Below are 25159 nucleotides of genomic sequence, written 5' to 3'. Positions count from 1 at the left end.
AGCATGTTTCAATGACAGCCGTGTGAATCCCAGACCCGTTGCGCGCTGTGATGGAGGATGCCGTGGCGGCGGGCGAGGGCGTGGCGGTCCTTGCTGTAGCCGCCGCCGATTACCCCGACCACCGGGATGTCGCGGCCCAGACAATGGCGCATCACCCGTTCATCGCGCTCGGCCACGCCGGAGTCGGTCAATTGCAGATAACCAAGGGCATCGTCCTTGTGCACATCAACGCCAGCGTCGTAGAGCACCAGATCCGGTTGATACAGCGGCAACAGGTAGTTGAGCGTGTCATCGACCACCTGCAGATAATCGGCGTCACCCATGCCTTTGGGCAGCGGAATATCCCAGTCACTTTCTGCCTTGCGTGCGGGAAAATTCTTTTCGCAGTGCAGGGAAACAGTAATCGCCTCCGGCGTGTCGTGGAGAATCCGCGCGGTGCCGTCGCCCTGATGCACGTCGCAGTCGAAGATCAGCACGCGATTGACCCGGCCGCTCTGCAACAGGTACTGGCTGATAATCGCCAGGTCATTGAAGATGCAGAACCCGGCGGGGTAATCGTAGTGAGCGTGATGGGTGCCGCCGGCCAGATGACAGGCCAGACCATGTTCCAGCGCTTGCTCTGCCGCGAGGATCGAACCGCCCACCGCACGTACGGTGCGTCGCGCCAGCGCCTCGTTCCACGGCAGGCCGAGGCGCCGTTGGTCTTCGCGGGACAACTCGCCGCTCATGTAGCGTTCGATATAGCTGCGGTCATGGGCGAGGGCGAGGATGTCGTTGGGACAGATCTGCGGGCGCAGCAGGTCGGCGTCGCGGGTCAGGCCGCTGTCGACCAGGTGATCACGCAGCAGCCGGAACTTGTCCATGGGAAAGCGGTGATCCGCGGGAAACTCGGGGCTGTAGTCTTCGTGATAGATCAACGGCAAGGGCATGGCTTGTTTCGCGCAGAACCAGGGAAAGAATGAACGATCCTACCAGCGATGTAGACTCAACGGCATGGAAATGGAGGGGACGATGGAGCCGATACTGGAGCTGCAAAGCGCGCGTTTGTTGATGCGTCAATGGCAGGACGAGGATTTGCCGGCATTCGCCGCGATGTGCGCCGATCCGCAGGTGATGCGCTACTTTCCGGCGCCGCTGACCCGGCTCGAAAGCGCCGCATTGATCGGCCGCGTGCGCGGGCATTTCGCCGAGCACGGCTTTGGCCTGTGGGCGCTGGAGCGCAAGGACACGGGCGAGTTCATCGGTTTCACCGGGTTAGGCGTGGTCGGCTTCGATGCGCCGTTTACCCCGGCGGTGGAGATCGGCTGGCGTCTGGCCAAGGAACACTGGGGCCTGGGTTACGCCAGCGAAGCGGCGTGGACGGCACTGCGCGCGGGTTTCGACCAATTGAAACTGGAGGAAATCGTCTCGTTTACCGCCGGGCAGAACGCGCAGTCGGAGAAGGTCATGCAGGCGATCGGCATGCATCACGATCCGCAGGATGATTTCGATCACCCCAGGCTTGCGCTCGATCACCCGTTGCGCCGTCATGTTCTGTATCGCATCAGCCGCGAACAATGGCTGCAAACCTTGCATGAATAAGCCGACACGGACGTTTACAATGGCCGCCATCGTATTTGGCCCGTGCCAGAACCTGAATCGTCCGCCGCAGCCAAGACTGCGCGGCCATTGCTTTGTGTGAGGAGAGTCTGAATGAGCCAAGTGCTGGAAGATCTGGTCGATCTGCTGACCCTGGAACCGATCGAAGAAAACCTGTTCCGTGGTCGTAGTCAGGATCTGGGGTTCCGCCAGTTGTTCGGCGGTCAGGTGCTCGGTCAGTCGCTGTCGGCCGCCAGTCAGACGGTGGAAGAGGCGCGCCATGTGCACTCGCTGCACGGTTATTTCCTGCGCCCGGGCGATGCCAAGTTGCCGGTGGTCTATTCGGTTGATCGCGTCCGTGATGGCGGCAGCTTCAGCACTCGCCGCGTGACGGCGATCCAGAAGGGCCACCCGATCTTCACGTGCAGCGCTTCGTTCCAGTACGACGAAAAAGGCTTCGAGCATCAGGGCCAGATGCCGGCGGTGGTCGGCCCGGAAAACCTGCCCTCGGAGCTGGAACTGATCCAGCAGCGAGCGCACCTGATTCCCGAGCACATGCGTGAAAAACTGCTGTGTCCGAAACCGATCGAAGTACGCCCGGTTACCGAAAAAGACCCGTACAACCCGCAACCGGCCGATCCGATCAAATATGTGTGGTTCCGCGCCGATGGCGCTCTGGCCGACATTCCTGCGCTGCACAAATACCTGCTGGCGTATGCCTCGGACTTTGGTCTGCTGACCACGTCGATGCTGCCCCACGGCAAGTCGGTCTGGCAGAAAGACATGCAGGTCGCCAGCCTCGATCACGCGCTGTGGTTCCACAATGATCTGCGCGCCGATGACTGGTTGCTCTACGCGATGGACAGCCCGTGGGCCGGCAACTCCCGTGGTTTTTCCCGTGGCAGCGTGTTCAATCGCGCCGGGCAACTGGTCGCTTCGGTGACTCAGGAAGGTCTGATCCGCCATCGCAAGGACTGGGCATGAGCCTGACCGAGGTTCGTCATTGGGTGTTCGACATGGACGGCACGCTGACTGTCGCCGTGCATGATTTCGCGGCGATTCGTGTGGCACTGGCGATTCCACCCGAGGACGACATCCTCACCCATCTCGCCGCATTGCCAGCGGATGAAGCGGCGGCCAAGCATGCCTGGTTGCTCGAGCATGAACGCGATCTGGCGTTGGGCTCGACCCCGGCCACCGGCGCGGTGGAGCTGGTGCGCGACCTGCATGCGCGCGGTTATCGCCTCGGCATTCTCACGCGCAATGCGCGGGAGCTGGCACATGTCACGCTGGAGGCGATCGGCCTGGCCGACTGCTTTGCGGTCGAGGATGTGCTGGGTCGCGACGAAGCACCGCCGAAGCCGCATCCGGGCGGTTTGCTGAAACTGGCCGAGGCCTGGCAAGTGCCGGCCAGTGACATGGTGATGGTCGGCGATTACCGCTTTGATCTGGATTGCGGTCGAGCAGCGGGGGCGCGGACGGTGCTGGTGAACCTGCCGGATAACCCGTGGCCGGAGTTGACCGATTGGCATGCGAAGGATTGTGTTGAGTTGCGGCGGATGCTGCAGGCCTGAGATCGTTGTTGTCTGATCGGACGCCTTCGCGAGCAGGCTCGCTCCCACAGGGGAATGCATTCCGAGTGTGGCATTTATTCCAAATGTGGGAGCGAGCCTGCTCGCGAAGGGGCCGGTGGATTCATTAGAAAACTCACTGATCAAACAAAGCCTTCTGCCCCTCCGCCGACGTCAGCATGCCATCCCCGTCATGCCCGACCCCGGGCACTTCAATCAGCCGCTGATTGACCCCCTCGGGATGCCGGCGCAGTAAGTAGCCGAAATACATTTTTCCGCGCATCAAGCGGTAAGCCCCTTGCGCCTCGGCCGCGCAGCTCTTGTCCAGCGCCGGATGTTCCGGGTCGACGTCCTGCTGCCCGAGCAGATAAATCACCTCGCGTTTGACGTAAGCGCTCTCGACCTGCAACGGCGTTTGCCCTCCGGCGTACACCGGCATGTCCGCCAGGCCGTACTTCCAGCGATTGAAGCCCGGGCATTGTGCGTGGTCGAACGCCACTGGCCGCTGCTCGTTGAAGTACGCATAAGAAGAAGGATTGGCCACTACATAGCGCAAGCGAATGCCGTTGGCCTTGAGCGCTGGCTGATCCCTGGCCAGCAGGGCGTAACGCTGCACCACCTGACCGCCACCGGAGTGGCCGAAGATCACGATCTGCTTCACGTCCGGAAACTGTTTGCGGTCGCTGAGCCGCGCGACGATTTCGTCCAGCGCCGCGTAGGAACTCAGCGGATTCGGCCCGGTGGACAAGCCGCCGCCCATCCACTCGTTGCCCTGCCAGCGCAGCACCGTCGGCGGCAAGGAATACAGGGTGACGTCGCTTTCATTGAGAAACTGCGGAGCGATCACCAGCGTGTGCGCGGTCTGCCCGGCGAGTTCGGCGGCGCTTTCCGCGCTTTTGCGGTAGGTCTCGGCGTTGCGCAGGCGACCGTGAATGACGATCAGCACCCGCTCGATCTTCTCCGGTGCCGGGCCGATGCCCACCGCCATTTCCCCGGCCTTGAGTTGCAGGCGACCGGGGCTGATCGCATCGACGCCGGCCGCTTGCGCAGTGCCGGCGATGAACAGTAACGCCACAAGCCATTTATGCATTTACAGGGTTTTCGCCGCGAAGGTGTCGCACTGGCTTACCTGGCCTTGCGCGAATCCGGTTTTGAACCAGCGCACTCTTTGCGCTGACGTACCGTGGGTGAACGAGTCCGGCACCACGCGGCCCTGACCCTGTTGCTGCAAGCGATCATCGCCGATGGCGTTGGCGGCATTCAAGGCTTCTTCGATGTCGCCGGGCTCCAGCCAGTTCAGGCGTTTCTGCGCGTTATACGCCCAGACGCCAGCGAGACAGTCGGCCTGCAATTCCTGACGAACCAGCAAGCCGCCGTCGCCTTCCATTTGCCGGCCTTGCTGACGCGCCGTCTGCATCTTCGCCGAGACGCCCAGCAGCGTCTGCACATGGTGGCCGACTTCGTGCGCAATCACGTAAGCCTGAGCGAAATCGCCGGCGGCTTTGAAGCGCTGCGACATTTCCTGAAAGAACGCCATGTCCAGATAGACCTTCTGGTCGGCCGGGCAGTAGAACGGGCCGGTGGCAGAAGTGGCCATGCCGCACGCGGAGTTCACCCGATTGCTGAACAGCACCAGTGTCGGGTCTTTGTATTGGCGTCCGGCCTGCTGGAAGATCGGACCCCAAGTGTCTTCGGTGTCGCCGAGGATCGAGCGGACGAATTCGGCCTGTTCATCATTGGCCGGTGGCGCGTGACGGGTTTGCGAGGAGGGCGCCGGCTGCTCCATCTGCCCGGTCAACTGGCCGAGGATCTGCATCGGGTCCTGGCCGGTGAGCCAGCCGATGCCGACAATCAGCACAATAGCGGTCAGGCTCAGGCCCTTGCCGCCACCGAAGCGCATGCCGCCGCCACCGCCGGCATCATCACCCCGGGCGTCGACGACGTTGTCACTGCGTCGGCCTTTTTTCCATAGCATGTGGGAATCCTCTTTTATTGCCGGTGATGAATCTGCTGGTGATGAGTGTTGCCGCTGTGTGAGTGTGGCGCCAGTCCGGTCGTCCGTCCATGCACACGCGCCCACATGGTGCGGGCCTGGTATTGACGGTCGAGCGGGCCGTGAATTCAATCCCGAGTGGAATTTCTTCCGTCGAATTCATGAACCCGCTGTTTCGACGGCAGTCTGTGATGTTGCACACTGGCCGGGCGCCGAAGTGGCGGGAATCTTGCCTCAAGGTTTTGCCTGGCGGCGGTTTCCCGGCGAAGAAGAGTGCAACCTGTGCGGTTGCTGAAAGCTCTGCCGACTATGATTGCCAAACCGATTGCCGCCAGCGCGAACGCTCGCCCGGGTATTTTTTCAGAGATTGCCAATGACCGTCAGCACCCCGCTCTCCGGTGTCAACCAGCCCTTCAAGGGGATCTTGCTGATTGTCGTGGCGACGTTCCTGTTTTCCAGCCACGACGCGTTGTCGAAATACCTCTCCGGTTTTTATCCGATCGTGATGGTGGTTTGGGCGCGCTATGTGGTGCACACCTTGTTGATGGCGGGGATTTTCCTGCCGCAGTCCGGTTTGCGCGTGCTGCGCACCAAGAAACCGTTATGGCAGCTCGCCCGTGCACTGTGCCTGCTCGGCACCAGCCTGTTTTTCACCACTGCGCTGCTGTACATCCCGCTGGCCGAAGCCACGGCGGTCAACTTTCTCGCACCGGTATTGGTCACCGCATTGTCGGTGCCGCTGCTCAAGGAACGCGTGACGCGCGGGCAGTGGATCGCGGTGATCTGCGGTTTCATCGGCGTGCTGATCATCGTCCACCCGGGCGGCGAACTGTTCACCCCCGCGATCCTGCTGCCGTTCTGCTCGGCACTGTTCTTCTGCTTCTACCAATTGCTGACGCGCAAACTCGCCGAAGTGGACAGCCCGACCACCAGCAACTTCTTTGCCGGGCTGTGCAATACCTTGGTGATGAGCGCGCTGGTGCCGTTCTTCTGGCAGGTGCCGACGTTGCCTCATGCCGCGCTGATGCTGGCGCTGGGCAGTTGCGGGATGACTGCGCACTTGTTTCTGACTCAGGCCTTCCGTCACGCCGCGCCGGCATTGCTGGCGCCGTTCGGCTATTGCCAGATCGTCTTTGCCGGGTTGTTGGGCTGGCTGCTGTTCAATCACACCCCGAGCGGGTTGACGGTGATCGGTATCGCGGTGATCTGTTGCAGCGGATTGGCGGCAGCGTGGCAGCAGAGCCGGCGCTGAAGAAGGGGGCCCGGTACAACTTGTGGGAGCGAGCCTGTTCGCGAAAGCGGTGTGTCACTCGCCATATTCGGTGGCTGACGTGACGCCTTCGCGAGCAGGCTCGCTCCCACAATGGGATGTATGCAGGCAGGTTATTCGGAAATGGTCGGAATCTTGCGCGGTGCCATGAAGTACATCCACGTCAGTGCGAGGAAGTACATCGCCGGGATCAGCGTGAACAGCACCGTGTAGTTGTTGTTGGTAACGGTGAGGATGTGGCCGACGATCTGGGTCATGAACATCCCGCCGATCGCTGCGCACATGCCGCCAAAGCCGAACACCGTGCTCATCATGTGCTTGGGCGTGTAGTCCATCACCAAGCTCCAGATGTTCGCAGTCCAGGCCTGATGCGCGCCGATCGCCAGCGAGATCGCCGCCACCGCCACCCACAGATTCGCCGAGCCGGCGGCCATCACCACGCCGATGATGCAGCAGGCAAACAGCAACATCGACAGCAGCCGCGCCTTGATCGAGTTCATCCCGCGACCGATCAGGAACGAGGACAGAATCCCGCCGCCGACACTGCCGAAGTCAGCCGTGACATAAATGATGATCAGTGGAATACCCATCTGCGTCACGTTGATGCCGAGGTTGTATTGCTGATTGAGAAACGGCGGCAGCCAGTACAGATAGAACCAGAACACCGGCGCGGTCAGCGAGTAGGCAAGGGCGAAGGCCCAGGTGCCGCGCATGCGCAGGATCTTGCTGAACGGCACGCGGGCCTGTTCCGGTTCGACTTGCTGCTGGATGTAATCGAGTTCCGACTGTTTCACCGTCGGATGGTCTTCCGGATTGAAATACTTCAAGCCCCAGAACAACAGCCAGATGCCACCCAGTGCCGCCATGCACAGGAACGCCGCTTGCCAGCCCCACACATGCAGGACCAGTGGCAGGAGCATCGGCGTGAACATCGCGCCGACGTTGGTGCCGGCGTTGAAAATGCCGGTAGCGACTGCACGTTCACCAGCCGGGAACCACAGGCGCGTGGTTTTCACACAGGCCGGGTAGTTGGCCGCTTCCGTCAGGCCGAGGATGAAGCGGCAGACCATGAAGCCGACCGCCGAGGTCGCCAGGCCATGGGCGCCGGTGGCCAGGCTCCAGAGCAGTACGGCGCAGAAGAACACGCGCTTGACGCCGACCCGGTCGATCAGGCGTCCCTGCAGGACAAACCCGATCGCGTAGCCGACCTGAAACCAGAAGTTGATGTTGGCGTAATCCATCGCCGTCCAGCTCATTTCCTTGGCGAGGATCGGCTGCATGACGCCGAGGGCGGCGCGGTCGATGTAGTTGAGGGTGGTGGCGAAAAACACCAGCGCCAGCATGCCCCAGCGGGTCTTGCCGACAGCCATGGCGCCGCGGATCTTGTCGCCTATGCCACCCGTGGCAGTGCTCATGGCCGGAGCCATGCGGGAAGTCTGTGAAGGAATCATGTGTTCCACCCGTTTTTGGATTTGTTATTTGGTGTTCTTTTCTGTCGAACACCTTGCCCGGCGGTTAGTGGCCGGACTCGATGTGCAACCGATGTTGGGCAGTGAACAAAAAATCGTCAATTCGCCAAATCGCCTTAGTGTTCGATAATCGCACGCAAAACTAACCGGGTAGTACACTTTAAATTGCTGCGCGCAGGGATGCAGCCAATAATTTGCTCATCCTATAAAAGCGGCGCGGCTCACGCAGCCGCCGTCTCCAAACGGGAGTTGAAACATGCAGCGTTCCATTGCCACCGTTTCCTTGAGCGGCACCCTGCCGGAAAAACTCGAAGCCATTGCCGCCGCCGGGTTCGACGGCGTGGAGATTTTCGAAAACGACCTCCTGTACTACGACGGCAGTCCCCGGGAAATTAAACAGATGTGCGCCGATCTGGGGATCGCCATAACCCTGTTTCAGCCGTTTCGTGACTTCGAAGGCTGCCGCCGCGATCGCCTGGCGCGTAACCTGGAGCGTGCCGAGCGCAAGTTCGATCTGATGCAGGAGCTCGGCACCGACCTGGTGCTGGTTTGCAGCAACGCCTCGCCGGACAGTGTCGGCGATCAGCAAATCCTCGTCGATGATTTGCGCCTGCTGGCCGAACGCGCCGGCGCCCGTAGCTTGCGCATCGGTTACGAAGCGCTGGCGTGGGGGCGTCACGTCAATACTTATCAACAGGTCTGGGACATCGTCCGTCAGGCTGATCACCCCAACCTCGGCGTGCTGCTCGACAGCTTTCACACCCTGTCGCTGAAGGGCGATCCCGGCGCGATCGCCGACATTCCCGGCGACAAGATCTTCTTCGTGCAAATGGCCGACGCGCCGATCCTGGCCATGGATGTGCTGGAGTGGAGCCGGCATTTCCGCTGTTTCCCGGGGCAGGGCGAATTCGATCTGCCGGGTTTCCTCGCGCCGATCATCAAGAGTGGTTATACCGGGCCGTTGTCGCTGGAAATCTTTAACGATGGCTTCCGCGCCGCGCCGCCACGGGCCAATGCCGCCGACGGTTTGCGCTCGCTGCTGTATCTGGAAGAGAAGACCCGCCAGCGTCTCGAGCAGGAAGCGGCGCCGGTGGCCAACCGTGAAATCCTTTTCGAAACGCCGCCGGCCAGCGAATACAACGGCGTTGAATTTCTCGAGTTTGCCGTCGACGAAGCGCTGGGCGCGAAGCTCAGTCACTGGCTGCAACGCCTCGGCTTTGCCAAGGCCGGGCAGCATCGCTCCAAGAGTGTCAGCCTGCTGCGTCAGGGCGATATCAACCTGATCCTCAACTCCGAGCCGTATTCGTTCGCCCACAGCTTTTTCGAAGCCCACGGCCCGTCGCTGTGCGCTACGGCGGTGCGGGTCAAGGACAGCGCCAGTGCGCTGGCCCGGGCGGTCGCTTACAAGGGGCAGCCCTATCGCGGGCTGGTCGGGCCGAATGAACTGGAGCTGGCGGCGGTGCGCGCACCGGACGGCAGCCTGATTTATCTGGTCGATGCGGACGCCGACGTGTACGGCACCGATTTCAATCTGTTGCCGGACGCGCAGACCGGCGGCGGCCTCAAGCGTATCGATCACATGGCCATGGCGTTGCCGGCGGACAGCCTCGACAGCTGGGTACTGTTCTATAAAAGCCTGCTGGATTTCGAAGCCGACGATGAAGTGGTCTTGCCCGATCCGTACGGTCTGGTGAAGAGCCGCGCACTGCGCAGCCGCGACAGCTCGATCCGGCTGCCGCTGAACATTTCCGAGAACCGCAACACCGCCATCTCCCACGCGCTGTCGAGTTATCGCGGCTCCGGTGTGCATCACATCGCTTTCGATTGTGACGACATTTTCGCCCAGGTCAGTCGCGCCAAGGAGGCCGGTGTGCCGCTGCTGGACATCCCGCTGAACTATTACGACGACCTCGCCGCGCGTTTCGATTTCGACGATGAATTCCTCAGCGAACTGGCCTATTACAACGTGCTCTACGACCGTGATGCCCAGGGCGGCGAGTTGTTTCATGTCTACACCGAGCCGTTCGAGGGGCGGTTCTTCTTCGAGATCATCCAGCGCAAGAATGGCTATGCCGGCTACGGCGCGGCCAACGTTGCGGTGCGGCTGGCGGCGATGGCCAAATCCCGCAGCGGTGCGGTGCGTCAGGCGAAGTTGTAGGGAATTCGTAAACGCGGGATCAAACACCGGCTGCGCGGCTTCCTTCACTGTCCCGCGCGGCCCATAATCGCCGCTTGTGCAGTGATGGCCGTGAGCCCGCGATGACCATGAATTCAGAACTTTCCGCCGCTGCTGTCGAGTCCGACGCAGTGCCGCGCAAGAGTCGCAAGAACAACCCGGAAAAGACCCGCGAGAACATTCTGCAGGAGGCGATCGTCGAGTTCGTCCAGCAGGGCTTGTCCGGTGCCCGCGTCGACGCGATTGCCGAGCGTATCCACACCTCCAAGCGCATGATTTATTACTACTTCGGCAGCAAGGAGCAGTTGTACGTCGAGGTGCTGGAGAAGCTTTACGGCGATATCCGCAGCACGGAAAACCGCCTGCACCTGGACGAACTGCCGCCTGAGCTGGCGATCCGTCGGTTGGTGGAATTCACCTTCGACCACCACGATCACAACGTCGATTTCGTGCGCATCGTCAGCATCGAAAACATCCACAACGCCGAATACGTAAAGCGTTCCGATGCGATCAAGGCGCTGAACAACACGATCCTCGACACCTTGGGCGGGATTCTGCAACGGGGCGCGGACGAAGGTCTGTTCCGGCGTGGCATCGATGCGCTGGACGTGCACCTGCTGATCAGTTCGTTTTGCTTCTATCGCGTGTCGAACCGCCACACGCTGGGAGAAATCTTCCAGATCGACCTGCCGGACGAAACCATCAAGCAGCGCCACCGCGAGATGATCTGCGAATCGGTGTTGCGCTACCTGAAGGTCTGACTCGATCTTCCCTGTGGAAGCGAGCCTGCTCGCGAAAGCGGTGCGTCAGTCGCCCTGTTTGTTGACTGACTCGACGCCTTCGCGAGCAGGCTCGCTCCCACAAGAGTTACCCTGTTGTTCAGCCATTCATGCTCTGAAAATGCTCAAGCATGCGCTGCGCATCCGCCACCACGCCGCTGAACAGTTCAAACGCCTTCACCGCCTGAAACACCGCCATGTTGCCGCCATCCAGGGTGCGGCAGCCCAAGGCGCGGGCGTCGCGCAGCAGTTCGGTTTCCAGCGGGAAATACACAATCTCCGCGACCCACATTTCCCTGCGCAGCAACCCGGCCGGCACCGGTGAACCCGGCAGCTTGGCCATGCCCATCGGCGTGGTGTTGACCAGGCCATCGGCCTTCGCCAGCGCCCCGGGCAAATCCCGTCCCGCCTGCGCGCGACTGGCGCCAAAATGTTGATTCAGATTGTTTGCCAGGCTCTCGGCACGCTCGCGGTCGACATCAAAAATCGTCAATTGCCATACGCCTTCGCTGAGCAGCGCGTGGGCCACCGCCGCGCCAGCCCCGCCGGCGCCCATCTGGACTACACGTTCTCGGGCAGCGTCTGTCAGACCCCGGCGAAAACCCTCGGCGAAACCGAGGCAATCGGTGTTGTGGCCGACACGCTTGCCGTCCTTCAGCACCACGGTGTTGACCGCGCCGATACCGCGTGCTTCCGGGGACAATTCGTCGAGCAGCGGGATGACCGCCTGTTTGCACGGGAAAGTGATGTTCAGTCCGGTGTAATTCATCCGCTCCGCCGCTTGCAGCAGGTCGGGCAGGGCCGTGCTGTCGAGGTGCAATTGATCGAGGTCGATGAGTTGGTACAGATAACGCAGGCCCTGCGCATCACCTTCGTGCTCATGCAGTGCCGGTGTACGTGAAGCCTGAATCCCGGCGCCGATCAGCCCGGCGAGTATCACCTTGGAACGCGACATGGTTCTTACCTCTGCAACCGCTGACCGAAATGCTCCAGCGCCAGGCGGTAGCCATGGCTGCCGAACCCGCACATCACGGCCGTGGCGATGCCGGAAACAAACGAATGATGACGAAACGGCTCACGGGCGTGGACATTGGACAGGTGCACCTCGATCACCGGCAATTCACTGGCGACCAGTGCATCGCGAATTGCCACGGACGTATGCGTCCACGCCGCCGGATTGATCACGATCCCGGCACAACGACCACGCGCGGCGTGAATCCAGTCGAGCAGCTCGCCTTCATGATTGGTCTGGCGAAATTCCACGGTCAGGCCGAACTCGTCAGCCGCGCGACCACACAGCGCCGAAATATCCGCCAGGGTTTCATGACCATAAGTCGCCGGCTCGCGGGTGCCGAGCAGGTTCAGGTTCGGGCCGTTAAGCACCAGAACGATAGGGGGCATGGGGGCAACTCCAATTATTGTTTTTGGCATGGGCCGAGAGGTTCCGGCCTGTGGAGATAAAATGTACTAGATGGTTACATCGGTCAATTGAACAGAAATGACCTGGGCGTTTTATGTTCGGTGATCGCACAGATCAAAAGATCGCAGCCTTCGGCAGCTCCTACAGATAACCGCGTTCCACATGTAGGAGCTGCCGAAGGCTGCGATCTTTTAGAGCACCCACAAAAAAGCCGTCAATCACGACGGCTTTCTCGTACCAACTACCCGCGATTAGCGTCGGGTCAGCAGCACACCGGATTCCATGTGATGGGTCCACGGGAACTGGTCAAACATCGCGCACTTGGTAATGCGGTGGGTGTCATGCAACTGGGCGATGTTGGCCGCCAGGGTGTCCGGGTTACAGGAGATGTAGAGGATGTTGTCGAAGCGCCGGGTCAGTTCGCAGGTGTCCGGGTCCATGCCGGCGCGCGGTGGGTCGACGAAGACGCTGCCGAATTCGTAGCTCTTCAGATCGATGCCGTGCAGGCGGCGGAACGGGCGCACTTCATTGAGCGCTTCGGTCAGCTCCTCGGCGGACAAACGCACCAGCGTGACGTTATCCACAGCGTTTTCGCTGAGGTTGCTCAGGGCCGCGTTGACCGAAGTCTTGCTGATTTCGGTAGCGAGCACTTTGCGCACGCGAGTCGCCAGCGGCAGGGTGAAGTTGCCGTTGCCGCAGTACAACTCGAGCAGATCGTCGCTGCGATCGCCCAGCGCTTCGTATGCCCAATTGAGCATCTTCTGGTTCACCGTGCCGTTGGGCTGGGTGAACGCGCCTTCGGGCTGGCGATAGCTGAAGGTGCGGCCGCCGACTTCGAGTTTCTCGACGACATAGTCCTGACCGAGCACTTCGCGCTTGCCTTTGGAACGGCCGATGATGCTCACGCCGAGATCTGCCGACAGCTTCGTTGCTGCCGCATGCCAGTGCTCGTCCAGCGGACGGTGATAGCACAGGGTGATCATCGCGTCGCCGGCCAGTGTGGTCAGAAATTCGACCTGGAACAGCTTGTGGCTCAGCGCCGAACTGGCTTGCCACGCGGCCTTCAACTGCGGCATCAACTGGTTGATGCGCAGGCTGGCAATCGGGAATTCTTCGATGAGGATCGGCGTGCGCTTGTCGTTCTGGGAGAACATCGCGTAGTGGCGTTCGCCGCCCTCGCGCCACAGGCGGAATTCGGCGCGCAGGCGGAAGTTCTGCAACGGCGAATCAAACACCGTCGGCTCGGGTGCATCGAACGGTGCCAGCAGATCACGCAAGCGCGTGACCTTGGCTTCGAGTTGTTCGGCGTAGGCTTGGGAATCGAAACTCATGCGTTGAACCAACCCAACTTGATCACAAACAGAATCGACAGAATCACCAGTGCCGGGTTCAGCTCACGGGCACGGCCGGACAGCAGCTTGATGGCAGTCCAGGCGATGAAGCCGAAGGCGATGCCGTTGGCGATCGAATAGGTGAACGGCATGGCCAGTGCGGTGACCACAACCGGCGCCGCCACGGTGATGTCGTCCCAGTCTATTTCCGCTAGGCCGGAAGTCATCAGCACGGCGACGAACAGCAGCGCTGGTGCGGTGGCGAATGCCGGAACGCTGGCCGCCAGGGGCGAGAAGAACAGCGCCAGCAGGAACAGGATCGCCACGACGATGGCGGTCAGGCCTGTGCGGCCACCGGCACTGACGCCGGCAGCGGATTCGATGTAACTGGTGGTGGTCGACGTACCCAGCAGCGAGCCGGCCATGGCCGCCGTACTGTCGGCGATCAGCGCGCGGCCCATTTTCGGCATGTGGCCGTCCTTGCCCATCAGGCCGGCGCGCTTGGCGACGCCGATCAGGGTTCCGGAGTTGTCGAACAGGTCGACGAACAGGAAGGCGAAAATCACGCTGACCAGACCGATGTCCAGTGCGCCTTTGATGTCCAGTTGCAGGAAGGTCGGCGCCAGCGACGGCGGCATTGACATGATGCCGCCGAACTCGGTGACGTTCAGTACGATCGAGGCGATGGTTACGGCGAGAATGCCGATCAGCACCGCGCCGCGCACTTTCAGCGCTTCGAGGGCAACGATCACTGCGAAACCGATAGTCGCAAGAATCGGCGCCGGCTTGGTCAGATCGCCGAGGCCGACCATGGTCGCCGGGTTGCTGACCACGATACCGGCGTTGTGCAGGGCGATCAGCGCCAGGAACAGGCCGATACCCGCGGCGATCGCCGAGCGCAGTGGCAGCGGAATGGCGTTGATGATCCATTCGCGGATGCGGAAGATCGACAGCAGGAAAAACAGCACGGCGGAAATGAACACCGCACCCAGCGCCACCTGCCAGGTGTGGCCCATGTGCAGCACCACCGTGTAGGTAAAGAAGGCGTTCAGGCCCATGCCCGGAGCGAGAGCGATCGGGTAGTTGGCGATCAGGCCCATCACGGTCGAGCCGATTGCAGCCGCCAGACAGGTGGCGACGAAGATCGCGCCTTTGTCCATGCCGGTCTCGCCGAGGATGCTCGGGTTGACGAACAGAATGTAAGCCATGGCCAGGAAAGTCGTGACGCCCGCAAGAATTTCGGTGCGCACGTTGGTATTGTGTGCCTTGAGTTGAAACAGCCTTTCCAGCATGTCTGCTCCCCGTGGCGCGCGTGGCGCCGTGAATGTATCGACCTCAACAGCAAAGCACAGACCGTCGCAAGCGCCTGGAAAATTGTCGTGGGCCGGAAAAAGCCGCGCATCATACCAGCCGCGTGAGGAATTTGGCGGATGTTGGTGTCGATCGTCGGCGAAGTTTTGCGCAGCCGACAACTGCGCCATACTGCGCGCTGATTTTTTGGAGTGGGCAGGCATGCGCAACGGTTGGATCAGGATTTTCGGATGGATTGCAGCACTACTGGTGACAGCTCCGGCGTTCGCGGCATCGGCGCCGCCACTCTCCGAGGTGAAGGTGATCAAAGTGCAGTCACCGTCGTGCGGCTTGGAAGATATTGCCGATAACCAGCCGCAAACCCAATGCAATCACAGCGGGCCGAATATCAAAGTCTTCGTGCTGGAAGTCGGCTATGGCCAGAACCAGCCACACGTGACTCTGGATGGCTTCGAGGTCAACGGCACCCGAGGTCCGGTGTGCGCCTTCGATAATGGCAACCTCACCGAATGCACGCCTGGTAGCAAAACCGTCGGCTCTCTTTATACCTTCGATCTGGCCGGCAAACAGGAAGGCACCTTCAACTTCAGCAACACCTCGATCAACGCTCCGCGCAACACGCTTTCGACTCAGCTTTACATCAAGTAACGGCTGTCTGCGAACAGGGTGGACAAAGCTGACTACGCTTGACTGACTATCCAGCGGAAAGCGCCCATGACTTCCAGAGCCCTGATTGCCCTCGCCGAGGGCATCGACGATTTGCAAAGCGTGACCCTGATCGACGTGCTGCGCCGCGCCGGCATCGAAGTGGTCGCCGCCAGCATCGAAGGCCGACGCATGCTGACCTGTGCGCGCGGCACCCGGCTGACTGCCGACGGCATGCTGGTCGATGTACTGGCACAGACTTTTGACCTGATTGTCCTGCCGGGCGGTGTCGTCGGTTCCCTGCATCTGGCGGCGCATCAGCCCTTGCAGCAATTGCTCAAGGATCAAGCCAGCGCCGGCCGCCTGTTCGCCGCCATCGGCGAAGCCCCAGCCACCGCCCTCCAGGCATCAGGCGTGCTGCGCCAGCGACGCATGACCTGCCTGCCCGGCGCCAGCCATCAGTTGTCCGGCTGTACGTTTGTTGATCAACCGGTGGTGGTCGACGGCAACTGCATCACCGCCCAAGGCTCGGGCGCGGCGCTGGAATTTGCCCTGACCCTGGTCGAGCAGCTTGGTGGCAAGGCGTTGCGGGCGAGGGTGGCGGGGGAGTTGATGGCCTGACGGTTCAGCCGTGGGCTGCGAGGGGTTCTATCATTGGTTGCTCACGGTGCTCCGCTTGCCAAAGATCGTAGTCGGTTTGGACGCCTAGCCAAACGCGCGCCTTGCCGATCCCTGCACGCTCAAGTCGTACTGCCAGATCCGGGCTGATCGGCGCGTGTCCGTGCAGTACGCGCGAAAGATGCGGGCGTGCAAAGCCAAGGTGCCGGGCCAATTCGCTCACGCTGATACCAAGCTCGGGCAAGACATCCAGCAGCAGGGTTTCACCGGGGTGTGGCGGGTTGTGCATGGGCATGAGCCTGCCTCCTGTCAGTGGTAGTCCAGATAATCGACCAATTCGATATCCGAACCGACAAAACGAAAGATCACTCGCCAGTTGCCTGAAACGCTGAGCGACCAATATTCGCTCAGCTCACCTTTCAGCGGATGCAGGCGCCAGCCGGGCAAGTCCAGGTCTGCGGGAAGCGTCGCTCGATCCATGAACTGCAACATGCGCGAAAGCCGTTTTGCATGGTCGGCACGAATTCCACGAGTCGTACCTGTTTCATAGAAGCCACGAAGGCCTTTGTGCTGAAAGGATTTGATCATGGCGGCGAGTGTAAGGCGATACATTACACCTGGTGCGGTAACTATGTACCGCACGTTGTCGCTTGATAGGTGCTGAGCAGGTGAGTTTTTTCCAAAAAACTCAGACCTTCTCTTCCACCGGCACATGCATCCGATCCCGACTCGCCAACGTCGGAAACAGTTTGATCCACGTCCCCGTCACCACCAGCGTGCCGATCCCGCCCATCACCACGGCCGGCACGGTGCCGAACCAGTGGGCGGTGAGGCCGGATTCGAATTCGCCCAACTGGTTCGAAGCGCCGATGAACAGCCCGTTCACCGCGCTGACCCGGCCGCGCATTTCGTCCGGAGTTTCCAGCTGTACGAACGAGGCACGGATGACCATGCTGATCATGTCCGCTGCGCCGAGCACCACCAGCACCGCCAGGGAGAACCAGAACGAGGTCGACAAACCAAACGCGATAGTGGCGACGCCGAAGATGCCGACGGCGGTGAACATCACCCGGCCGACATTGCGTTCCACGGCAAATCGCGCCAGAAACAGCGACATCAGCAACGCACCCACCGCCGGCGCCGAGCGTAACAGGCCAAGACCCCACGGGCCGGTCAGCAGAATGTCCTTGGCGAACACCGGCAGCAACGCCGTGGCGCCACCGAGCAACACGGCGAACAGGTCCAGCGAGATCGCGCCAAGGATGTCCGGGCGGCTGCGGATGAAGCGAATTCCCGCCAGCAGCGAGTCCAGCGTGGCTTTGCCTTTGTTCAATGGCGTCTGGCGTGCCGGCAGGTTGAGCATCAGCGTGCAGGCGATCACGTACAGCAGCACGGTCGGGCCGTAGACCCAGACGCTGCCGAACGCGTAGAGCAAACCGCCAAGAGCCGGAGCGACGATAGTGGCCGACTGCTGCGCCGATTGCGCGGCGGCAACCGCACGGGGGAAAAGCGCACTGGGGACGATGCTGGGCAGCAAGGCCTGAGTCGTCGGCATCTCGAACGAACGGGCGGCGCCGAGCAGGAAGGCGAGGATGAAAATCATCTCGCGGGTGACATGGTCGGTGGCGCTGCCGATGGCCAGCGCCAAGGCAATCAATGCCTGCAATGACTGGCAGAGTGCGGCGACCTTGCGCCGGTCATAGCGGTCGGCGACGTGCCCGGTGTGCAGCATGAACAGCACCCGCGGGGCGAATTCGACCAGCCCGACCAGGCCCAGATCCAGCACGTTGCCGGTCAGTTGATACAGATTCCAGCCGATCGCCACGGTGAGCATCTGGAACCCGCTGGCGGTAAAGATCCGCGCCAGCCAGAAAGCCATGAACGGACGATGGTGACGTAACAGCAGGGGCTCTTGTGTGGGCATCTGAAGGCAGGTCTTAGACGAATGAACGGCGAGATTATCACCAGTCTGTAACAGGAAGTTGCTACGAGAAATAATTCAGTTAGCCAGACATCGATCTTTCATGCTGACAATCAACCCTGTGGTGAGGGGATTTATCCCCGTTCGGCTGCGCAGCAGTCGTCGCTTCGAGATTTTGGGGCCACTGCGCGACCCAACGGGGATAAATCCCCTCGCCACAGGGGAGTGAGGCAACTTGTCACGCGGCAAACCACCACGCAGTTCATTGGCAAAAATGGGACTACTCTTTCAACGTTGCTTGATCCAGATCAAGACCCCGACCGGAACTGATCTGGCGGCCATTTGGCCAGACTCCCTGCGTTGCGATGGTTGCAAAAAAAGAACGAATCCGAATTCGCCGCACTCCATATCCGTGGGGGCAGTGGTGCAGGCCTCCGGGCCAGCTACCCGTATTACCTGACAGAGGAAGCCATATGTTCGGTTTAGAGGCTCTCGATCTCGCCCGAATTCAGTTCGCGTTCACCATCTCGTTCCACATTCTGTTCCCGGCCATCACCATTGGCCTGGCGAGTTACCTGGCGGTGCTCGAAGGCTTGTGGCTGAAGACCCGCAACGACACCTACCGCGATCTCTACCATTTCTGGTCGAAGATTTTTGCCGTCAACTTCGGCATGGGCGTGGTTTCCGGGCTGGTCATGGCTTATCAGTTCGGCACCAACTGGAGTCGTTTTTCCGACTTCGCCGGTGCCGTCACCGGGCCGTTGCTGACCTATGAAGTGCTTACGGCGTTCTTCCTTGAGGCCGGTTTCCTCGGCGTCATGCTGTTTGGCTGGAACAAGGTCGGGCGCGGCCTGCACTTCTTCTCGACGGTGATGGTGGCGATCGGCACGCTGATTTCGACCTTCTGGATTCTCGCCTCCAACAGTTGGATGCAGACCCCGCAAGGCTTTGAAATCGTCAACGGTCAGGTGATCCCCACCGACTGGCTGGCAATCATCTTCAACCCGTCATTCCCTTACCGGCTGATGCACATGGCCACGGCGGCGTTCGTCGCCACTGCCTTCTTCGTCGGCTCGTCAGCGGCCTGGCACCTGCTGCGCGGCAGGGACAACCCGGCGATCCGCACCATGCTGTCGATGGCCATGTGGATGGCATTGATCGTCGCGCCGATCCAGGCTGTGATCGGCGACTTCCACGGCCTCAATACGCTCAAGCATCAGCCGGCAAAAATCGCTGCGATCGAAGGCCACTGGGAAAACCATGGCGACGAAGCGACGCCGCTGATCCTGTTCGGCTGGCCGGACATGAAAGAAGAGCGCACCAAATTCGCCGTAGAAATTCCGTATCTGGGCAGCCTGATTCTGACCCACTCGCTGGATAAACAAGTACCGGCGCTGAAGGAATTTCCACCGGAAGACCGGCCGAATTCGACCATCGTGTTCTGGTCGTTCCGGATCATGGTCGGCCTCGGCTTCCTGATGATCTTCACCGGGTTGTGGAGTCTGTGGCTGCGCAAGCGTGACTCGCTGTATACCTCGCGGCCGTTCCTGCATCTGGCCTTGTGGATGGGGCCGTCCGGCCTGATCGCGATTCTCGCCGGCTGGTTCACCACGGAAATCGGCCGTCAACCGTGGGTGGTCTACGGCCTGATGCGCACTGCCGATGCTTCGTCGAACCACAGCTTCATGCAGATGAGCATCACCCTGATCATGTTCGTGGTGGTCTATTTCGCCCTGTTCGGCGCCGGTCTCGGCTACATGATGCGCCTGGTGCGCAAAGGGCCGAAGATCAGCGAAGGCAGCGAAACGCCGGATGGTGGTCCAGGCAAGAAACGCACCCCGGCGCGTCCGTTGTCCGCAGCCGACGACCCGGCCGAGGGCGAGCACGAAGACAACACTCGCTTGACCAAGGAGATTTGACTCATGGGTATCGATCTTCCGCTGATCTGGGCCGTGATCATCATCTTCGGCATCATGATGTACGTGGTCATGGACGGCTTCGACCTGGGCATCGGCATTCTCTTCCCGTTCGTGCCCGGCAAGACCGATCGCGACGTGATGATGAACACCGTCGCCCCTGTGTGGGACGGCAACGAAACCTGGCTGGTGCTGGGTGGCGCGGCGTTGTTCGGCGCCTTCCCGCTGGCCTATTCGGTGGTGTTGTCGGCGCTGTACCTGCCGCTGATCTTCATGCTGATGGGCCTGATTTTCCGCGGCGTGGCTTTCGAATTCCGCTTCAAGGCCAAGGATGAAAAACGTCACCTGTGGGACAAGGCATTTATCGGTGGTTCGATCGCGGCGACGTTCTTTCAGGGCGTGGCGCTGGGAGCGTTCATCGATGGTTTGCCGGTGGTCAATCGCCAGTTCGCTGGAGGTTCACTGGACTGGCTGACGCCGTTCACGCTGTTTTGCGGCGCGGCGCTGGTAGTGGCTTATGCCTTGCTCGGTTGCACCTGGCTGATCATGAAAACCGAAGGCAAGCTGCAGGAACAAATGCACGACCTGGCGCGGCCGCTGGCGTTCGTCCTGCTGGCAGTGATCGGTATCGTCAGCCTGTGGACACCCCTGTCGCATCCGGAAATCGCCTCGCGCTGGTTCAGCATGCCGAATCTGTTCTGGTTCATGCCTGTGCCGATCCTGGTGCTGGTCACCTTGTACGGCCTGATCCGCGCGGTGGCACGTAACGCCAACTACACGCCGTTCCTGCTGACTCTGGTCCTGATCTTCCTCGGCTACAGCGGCTTGGGCATCAGCCTGTGGCCGAACATCGTGCCGCCGTCGATCTCGATCTGGGACGCCGCCGCGCCGCCGCAAAGTCAGGGCTTCATGCTGGTCGGCACGTTGTTCATCATTCCGTTCATCCTGGGGTATACCTTCTGGAGCTACTACGTGTTCCGCGGCAAGGTCACCCACGAAGACGGCTATCACTAATCCCATGCTGGGCTTGCCCTGTGGGAGCGAGCCTGCTCGCGAAGGCGTCCGCAGTGACGCCTTGGCTTAACGGAGATCGATGCAATGACCGGCAAACATTCCCTGCACGACATTGAAGAAGCTGAAAAAAAGCCGCTGTGGCAGCGGCTCGGCTGGTTGGCCCTGATCTGGGTTGGCAGTGTCGGCGTGTTGTTCATCGCCGCCAGCCTGATGCGCATGTTCATGAATGCCGCAGGTTTGACCACCCACTGAAACATCCCGTCCCGGCGCCTTCGGGTATGGACTTGCGACCCTCCTCACGGAGGGTTTTTTTATGCCGCAGATTTATTTGCGCGCCTTGAGGATGACGAATTTCGGCGTGGCCGCCACTTGCTCGACACCGCGGAACAGGCGCGCCAGTTTGCTGTGATAGCCCAGATGCCGATTGCCGACAATGTACAGCGCACCGCCGACCACCAATGCCTCGCGCGCCTGCTGGAACATGCGCCAGGCGAGGAAGTCGCCGACCACCTGTTGCTGATGGAACGGTGGGTTGCACAGCACCACGTCCAGCGACTGCGGCGCCTGCCCGGCCAGACCATCGCCAGCGCGCACGATCACTTCGCGATCGCCCAATGCCGCGCGCCAGTTCTCGGCAGCCGATTGCACCGCCATGAACGATTCGTCGACCAGCGTGTAATGCGCATCCGGGTTCTGCAAGGCGCTGGCGATTGCCAGAACGCCGTTGCCACAACCCAGGTCGGCGACTCGCGCGTGGCCAAGGTTCTTCGGCAGATGGGGCAGAAAGGCGCGGGTGCCGATGTCGAGGCCTTCACGGCAGAACACATTGGCGTGGTTGAGCAATTCGATCGCTGGTTCGTCGAGACGATAACGAGTCGGATAGGGCGATGTGGCGGGCGCTTTGCTTTCAGGCGTGGCGATCAGCAGTCGGGCTTTCTTCACGGCCAGCGACGCCTGCACCGGGCCAATGTAGCGCTCGAGCAGATCGCCGGCAGCGCGCGGCAGATGCTTGACCATGGCGGCGGCGATCACTTGCGCGCCCGGAGCGAGTTGCCCTTGCAGGCGGATCAACTGCTCTTCCAATAGCGCCAGCGTCTTGGGAACGCGGATCAGCACCCGGTCAAACGGCCCGACCAAAGGCTCACCGGCCGGAATCGGACGGATCGCGTCGAACGCCTGGCCATTGCGCAGCAGATTCTTTTCCAGCCCGACGAAACCGAGGAACGAGTCGCCGCTGCTGCTCACCTCGACCTTGCCCAGCAGGCTGATCGCCAAGGCGCCAAAGCTGTCATTGAGCACCAGCACGCGGGTGCTGCTCTGAGGTTGTTCGCTGGCGAGATGATTGAGCAGGTATTCGTCCGCCGCATCGAAAGCTTGCAGCGGTTCATTCTGCTGTTCAGGCTGGCGGATCAGGTCGAGCTGGGCGAAAGGCGTTTCAAGCAAGGGCATGGGGCGGGGACTCAGGATATTCGGCAGATATCCCGTTGCCGGCAGATGGTGCGACGGGATCCGACCGAGTGGACTGCGATGCAAGCAGGTTGCGTCATCACTCGGAAAGGCCTGAATGGTACGTTTTTTTGCGCGTAAATACTCGCAGGATTACCGTGCGATATCGCTCGTCAGTCAGATAATCCCGGCACGAGCGGCGGCAATCACTGCGGAAATCTTGTTGCAGACGTTGAATTTTTCGATGACGTTTTGTACGTGATAGTTAACGGTGCGTTCGCTCAGGCTGAGGATTCTCGAAATATCGTGAGCGGTTTTGCCCATGGCGGACAATTTCATGATCTCCAGCTCCCGGGACGATAGCCTCGGCTTGCTGGGTTTGGCCGGTGTGGGCACGGTGCGGGCATACAGGTCACTGAAGTGTCGGTTGGCAAAAAACAGATAACCGTAATGCTCATACAGTTCGAGCGGGCTGATCGGGCAGTGGGTTCGAGCCAGACTGATGATGCTGCACAAACCGCTGGTTTCGTCATGAAAGGCCTGCGACCAGCCATGCTGCAGCCCATTCTGTTTCAACGCCTGCCACAACTCGGGTGCATCGTTGAAGACTCTTTCTTCCCAGACGATGGGTAATATTGAGTGATTGCAATGCGCTATTACCGGATCAATATTGCGGAAGTTCTCTTTGTTGTACTGGATGTTCCATTCTTTTGGATAGTTATTGATTTGCAAGGCATTCAGGTGGACATCACGATGAGGGGACGTCACTGCTATTGCACAGTAGTTAAAGCCCAGATTCTCGGCAAATCTCAGCAGTATCGGGTACGCCGCTTCAATGCCTTTGGCAAATGTCAGTTGTTTCAATTGTGATTCCTTCCACGTTTCCATGAACTTTGCCTCTGTATCTTGATATCGGGGTGCGGAATGGATCCAAAAGATCCGGCACGAATCGAAGTGTAGGATCTTTCCTGCGAAACGCCTTACATTTTTTCGAGATTGAAACTTTAATGTTTTTAATAAAGTGTTCTTAGCAATGCGCGCTGTTATATTTTAACTGCCATCTTAAAGTTATTACTCTAGATCTAACATTGACATCACATCGAATGTGCAGCGCTGATTCTGTCAATATCATTACCAATGGCAGGTGTTTGGCAGCGCGGTTTTGCGGGACACTGTAGGCAATCGTTTCAAGGAGTGCCTCATGACTGCCAGTGCCGAGAAGTACACCACCCAGACCTTGCTCGATGTGCAAACGTTGACGCCGAACCTGTTCACGCTGCGCACCAGCCGCGACCCCGGCTTTCGCTTCCGTGCCGGCCAGTTCGCCCGGCTGGGCGTGAGCAAGGCCGATGGCAGTACGGTCTGGCGCGCCTATTCGATGGTGTCGTCGCCGTTCGACGAGTTTCTCGAATTCTTTTCCATCGTCGTGCCGGGCGGCGAATTCACCAGTGAGCTGAGCCGGCTACAGGTCGGCGATAGCCTGATGGTCGAGCGCCAGGCGTTCGGCTATTTGACGCTGGATCGTTTTGTCGACGGCCGTGACCTGTGGTTATTGTCGACCGGCACCGGGGTGGCGCCGTTTCTGTCGATCCTGCAGGACTTCGAGGTCTGGGAGAAATTCGAGCGAATCATTCTGGTTTACAGCGTGCGGGAGGCGCGGGAACTGGCTTATCAGGAGTTGATCGCCGGGTTGGCGCAACGGGACTATCTGAGCGAATACGCCCACAAGCTGCAATTCATCCCCACTGTGACCCGCCAAGCTCACCCAGGCGCGCTGCAGGGCCGGATTACCACGTTGATCGAAAACGGTGAACTGGAACGCGCGGCGGGCGTTGAGCTCTCGCCAGAGCATTCGCGTGTGATGTTGTGCGGCAACCCGCAGATGATCGACGACACCCGCGCCTTGCTTAAACAGCGCGACATGCGCCTGAGCCTGACGCGCAAGCCGGGGCAAGTTGCGGTGGAAAATTACTGGTAACGAAAACGGCACCCGCGGGTGCCGTTTTGACGAGTACCGAATGCCTCAGGGCCGCTCGTTCTGCGCCTTGAGCAGGTCGCGAATTTCGCCCAGCAGTTGCTCTTCCTTGCTCGGGATCGGCGGCGCGGTCGGTGCTACGGCTTCTTCGCGCTTGAGGCGGTTGATGGCTTTGACACCCATGAAAATCGCGAAAGCGACAATCACGAAATCCAGCACCGTCTGCAGGAATTTGCCGTAAGCCAGCACCACTGCGGGCGCATCGCCCTGGGCGGCTTTGAGCGTGACAGCCAGATCACTGAAGTCCACCCCACCGATCAACAGGCCGATCGGCGGCATGATCACGTCGCCGACAAACGACGAAACGATCTTGCCGAACGCCGCGCCGATGATGATACCGACGGCCATGTCGACCACATTGCCTTTGACCGCGAAGGCCTTGAACTCGCTAAGCACGCCCATAGTTATTTCCTTGTTACAGATGAGTTTGGTGTAGGCAGTGTAAATCAGCGAAACGCCTCCTGCGCGAAACACCTTCTTACAATGCCCGTTTTTATCGACACATCGATTGACGATTAGTTTGCAAATTGCCAGCAATCGCGCGCGGAATACGCGCTAACCCGCTGACGGGAAAGCCAATTTCTTCAATCATGGTGTTACGTTCTTTCTATTTATGTTCTGCGGCACAGGCCTCTAGCCTTGGTGTGGCGCACCTGGATGCGCCCA

26 protein-coding genes are annotated in these 25159 nt (G+C 60.4%); 12 read left to right on the top strand and 14 right to left on the bottom strand.

Annotated elements, in window-relative coordinates; genetic code table 11:
* Nucleotides 1–8: 8 nt before the first annotated feature.
* Nucleotides 9–929 carry a histone deacetylase family protein gene (locus KVG87_RS23260; RefSeq protein ID WP_076564195.1) on the bottom strand — a complete coding sequence of 307 codons (921 nt, stop codon included), beginning with the start codon at nt 927–929 and terminating at the stop codon, nt 9–11.
* Between the two features lie 82 nt (nt 930–1011).
* On the opposite strand from KVG87_RS23260, the gene KVG87_RS23255 reads away from it, so the two are divergent.
* From KVG87_RS23255 to KVG87_RS23245, 3 genes are all read left to right on the top strand, one after another.
* Entirely contained in the window at nt 1012–1581 is a 570-nt protein-coding gene (locus tag KVG87_RS23255; protein ID WP_110603105.1) for a GNAT family N-acetyltransferase, read from the top strand.
* 111 nt (nt 1582–1692) lie between these two features.
* The gene (gene tesB / locus KVG87_RS23250) at nt 1693–2562 is read left to right on the top strand and encodes an acyl-CoA thioesterase II (protein ID WP_016773073.1); all 870 of its coding nucleotides are present in this window, start codon (nt 1693–1695) and stop codon (nt 2560–2562) included.
* Nucleotides 2559–3152 (top strand): HAD family hydrolase, encoded by a 594-nt coding sequence (locus tag KVG87_RS23245; RefSeq protein ID WP_056790576.1) that lies wholly within the window; start codon nt 2559–2561, stop codon nt 3150–3152. The genes tesB and KVG87_RS23245 overlap by 4 nt, the downstream gene beginning before the upstream one ends.
* 133 nt (nt 3153–3285) lie before the next feature.
* Here KVG87_RS23245 and KVG87_RS23240 read toward each other — a convergent pair whose 3' ends face one another.
* On the bottom strand, nt 3286–4239 hold the full coding sequence (locus KVG87_RS23240) for an alpha/beta hydrolase (RefSeq protein ID WP_217852770.1): 954 nt from the start codon (nt 4237–4239) through the stop codon (nt 3286–3288).
* On the bottom strand, nt 4240–5124 hold the full coding sequence (gene ypfJ, locus KVG87_RS23235; RefSeq protein WP_217852768.1) for a KPN_02809 family neutral zinc metallopeptidase: 885 nt from the start codon (nt 5122–5124) through the stop codon (nt 4240–4242). It lies immediately after the preceding gene.
* Between the two features lie 391 nt (nt 5125–5515).
* On the opposite strand from ypfJ, the gene KVG87_RS23230 reads away from it, so the two are divergent.
* Entirely contained in the window at nt 5516–6394 is an 879-nt protein-coding gene (locus KVG87_RS23230; RefSeq protein ID WP_041477756.1) for a DMT family transporter, read from the top strand.
* 131 nt (nt 6395–6525) lie between these two features.
* Here the strand turns inward: KVG87_RS23230 and KVG87_RS23225 are convergent, their stop codons facing one another.
* On the bottom strand, nt 6526–7863 hold the full coding sequence (locus tag KVG87_RS23225; RefSeq protein ID WP_217852766.1) for an MFS transporter: 1338 nt from the start codon (nt 7861–7863) through the stop codon (nt 6526–6528).
* A gap of 274 nt (nt 7864–8137) precedes the next feature.
* On the opposite strand from KVG87_RS23225, the gene quiC reads away from it, so the two are divergent.
* Together quiC and KVG87_RS23215 are read left to right on the top strand one after the other, a co-directional pair.
* Nucleotides 8138–10039: a 3-dehydroshikimate dehydratase QuiC gene (gene quiC, locus KVG87_RS23220; protein ID WP_217852764.1), complete on the top strand. Its 1902-nt coding sequence runs from the start codon at nt 8138–8140 to the stop codon at nt 10037–10039.
* 101 nt (nt 10040–10140) lie between these two features.
* On the top strand, nt 10141–10818 hold the full coding sequence (locus KVG87_RS23215) for a TetR/AcrR family transcriptional regulator (RefSeq protein WP_217852762.1): 678 nt from the start codon (nt 10141–10143) through the stop codon (nt 10816–10818).
* A 118-nt stretch (nt 10819–10936) separates the two neighbouring features.
* On the opposite strand, the gene KVG87_RS23210 is transcribed toward KVG87_RS23215, so the two are convergent.
* The 4 genes from KVG87_RS23210 to KVG87_RS23195 all read right to left on the bottom strand — a co-directional run bounded on the left by KVG87_RS23210 (nt 10937) and on the right by KVG87_RS23195 (nt 14879).
* Entirely contained in the window at nt 10937–11791 is an 855-nt protein-coding gene (locus tag KVG87_RS23210) for a shikimate dehydrogenase (RefSeq protein ID WP_217852760.1), read from the bottom strand.
* Between the two features lie 5 nt (nt 11792–11796).
* Entirely contained in the window at nt 11797–12237 is a 441-nt protein-coding gene (gene aroQ, locus KVG87_RS23205) for a type II 3-dehydroquinate dehydratase (protein ID WP_076564187.1), read from the bottom strand.
* 270 nt (nt 12238–12507) lie between these two features.
* Nucleotides 12508–13587, bottom strand: a complete 1080-nt coding sequence (trmA, locus tag KVG87_RS23200) for a tRNA (uridine(54)-C5)-methyltransferase TrmA (protein ID WP_217852757.1) — start codon at nt 13585–13587, stop codon at nt 12508–12510.
* A complete protein-coding gene (locus KVG87_RS23195; protein WP_217852755.1) occupies nt 13584–14879 on the bottom strand; it encodes an NCS2 family permease in 1296 nt (431 codons plus the stop codon). The genes trmA and KVG87_RS23195 overlap by 4 nt, the downstream gene beginning before the upstream one ends.
* A gap of 220 nt (nt 14880–15099) precedes the next feature.
* Between KVG87_RS23195 and KVG87_RS23190 the strand changes: the two genes are divergently transcribed.
* Together KVG87_RS23190 and KVG87_RS23185 are read left to right on the top strand one after the other, a co-directional pair.
* Complete coding sequence (locus KVG87_RS23190) at nt 15100–15546, top strand: DUF4879 domain-containing protein (RefSeq protein ID WP_095181869.1); 447 nt, start codon at nt 15100–15102, stop codon at nt 15544–15546.
* 66 nt (nt 15547–15612) lie between these two features.
* Complete coding sequence (locus KVG87_RS23185) at nt 15613–16164, top strand: DJ-1 family glyoxalase III (RefSeq protein WP_122506658.1); 552 nt, start codon at nt 15613–15615, stop codon at nt 16162–16164.
* A gap of 4 nt (nt 16165–16168) precedes the next feature.
* Here KVG87_RS23185 and KVG87_RS23180 read toward each other — a convergent pair whose 3' ends face one another.
* The 3 genes from KVG87_RS23180 to KVG87_RS23170 form a co-directional block, all read right to left on the bottom strand.
* Nucleotides 16169–16456: a HigA family addiction module antitoxin gene (locus KVG87_RS23180; RefSeq protein ID WP_016773085.1), complete on the bottom strand. Its 288-nt coding sequence runs from the start codon at nt 16454–16456 to the stop codon at nt 16169–16171.
* Nucleotides 16457–16470: 14 nt separating this feature from the next.
* Nucleotides 16471–16749: a type II toxin-antitoxin system RelE/ParE family toxin gene (locus tag KVG87_RS23175; RefSeq protein ID WP_041477766.1), complete on the bottom strand. Its 279-nt coding sequence runs from the start codon at nt 16747–16749 to the stop codon at nt 16471–16473.
* Nucleotides 16750–16849: 100 nt separating this feature from the next.
* A complete protein-coding gene (locus KVG87_RS23170; protein ID WP_217852753.1) occupies nt 16850–18085 on the bottom strand; it encodes an MFS transporter in 1236 nt (411 codons plus the stop codon).
* A gap of 470 nt (nt 18086–18555) precedes the next feature.
* Here KVG87_RS23170 and KVG87_RS23165 point away from each other — a divergent pair, with 470 nt between their 5' ends.
* From KVG87_RS23165 to KVG87_RS23155, 3 genes are all read left to right on the top strand, one after another.
* Complete coding sequence (locus tag KVG87_RS23165) at nt 18556–20001, top strand: cytochrome ubiquinol oxidase subunit I (protein WP_024014409.1); 1446 nt, start codon at nt 18556–18558, stop codon at nt 19999–20001.
* A 3-nt stretch (nt 20002–20004) separates the two neighbouring features.
* Nucleotides 20005–21012 (top strand): cytochrome d ubiquinol oxidase subunit II, encoded by a 1008-nt coding sequence (gene cydB / locus KVG87_RS23160; protein ID WP_016773089.1) that lies wholly within the window; start codon nt 20005–20007, stop codon nt 21010–21012.
* An 84-nt stretch (nt 21013–21096) separates the two neighbouring features.
* Complete coding sequence (locus tag KVG87_RS23155) at nt 21097–21264, top strand: DUF2474 domain-containing protein (RefSeq protein WP_016773090.1); 168 nt, start codon at nt 21097–21099, stop codon at nt 21262–21264.
* 72 nt (nt 21265–21336) lie between these two features.
* On the opposite strand, the gene KVG87_RS23150 is transcribed toward KVG87_RS23155, so the two are convergent.
* The gene (locus KVG87_RS23150; RefSeq protein WP_217852751.1) at nt 21337–22461 is read right to left on the bottom strand and encodes a methyltransferase; all 1125 of its coding nucleotides are present in this window, start codon (nt 22459–22461) and stop codon (nt 21337–21339) included.
* A 174-nt stretch (nt 22462–22635) separates the two neighbouring features.
* A complete protein-coding gene (locus tag KVG87_RS23145; RefSeq protein WP_041477771.1) occupies nt 22636–23346 on the bottom strand; it encodes an autoinducer binding domain-containing protein in 711 nt (236 codons plus the stop codon).
* 313 nt (nt 23347–23659) lie between these two features.
* On the opposite strand from KVG87_RS23145, the gene KVG87_RS23140 reads away from it, so the two are divergent.
* Complete coding sequence (locus KVG87_RS23140; protein ID WP_217852749.1) at nt 23660–24436, top strand: ferredoxin--NADP reductase; 777 nt, start codon at nt 23660–23662, stop codon at nt 24434–24436.
* Nucleotides 24437–24481: 45 nt separating this feature from the next.
* On the opposite strand, the gene mscL is transcribed toward KVG87_RS23140, so the two are convergent.
* A complete protein-coding gene (mscL, locus tag KVG87_RS23135) occupies nt 24482–24895 on the bottom strand; it encodes a large-conductance mechanosensitive channel protein MscL (RefSeq protein ID WP_024014404.1) in 414 nt (137 codons plus the stop codon).
* Nucleotides 24896–25159 lie beyond the last annotated feature (264 nt).

This window comes from Pseudomonas siliginis (assembly GCF_019145195.1).
Classification (GTDB): Bacteria; Pseudomonadota; Gammaproteobacteria; order Pseudomonadales; family Pseudomonadaceae; genus Aquipseudomonas; species Aquipseudomonas siliginis.
The sequence above is the reverse complement of the archived record's forward strand: the minus strand, read 5'-3'. Positions and strand labels throughout refer to the sequence as shown.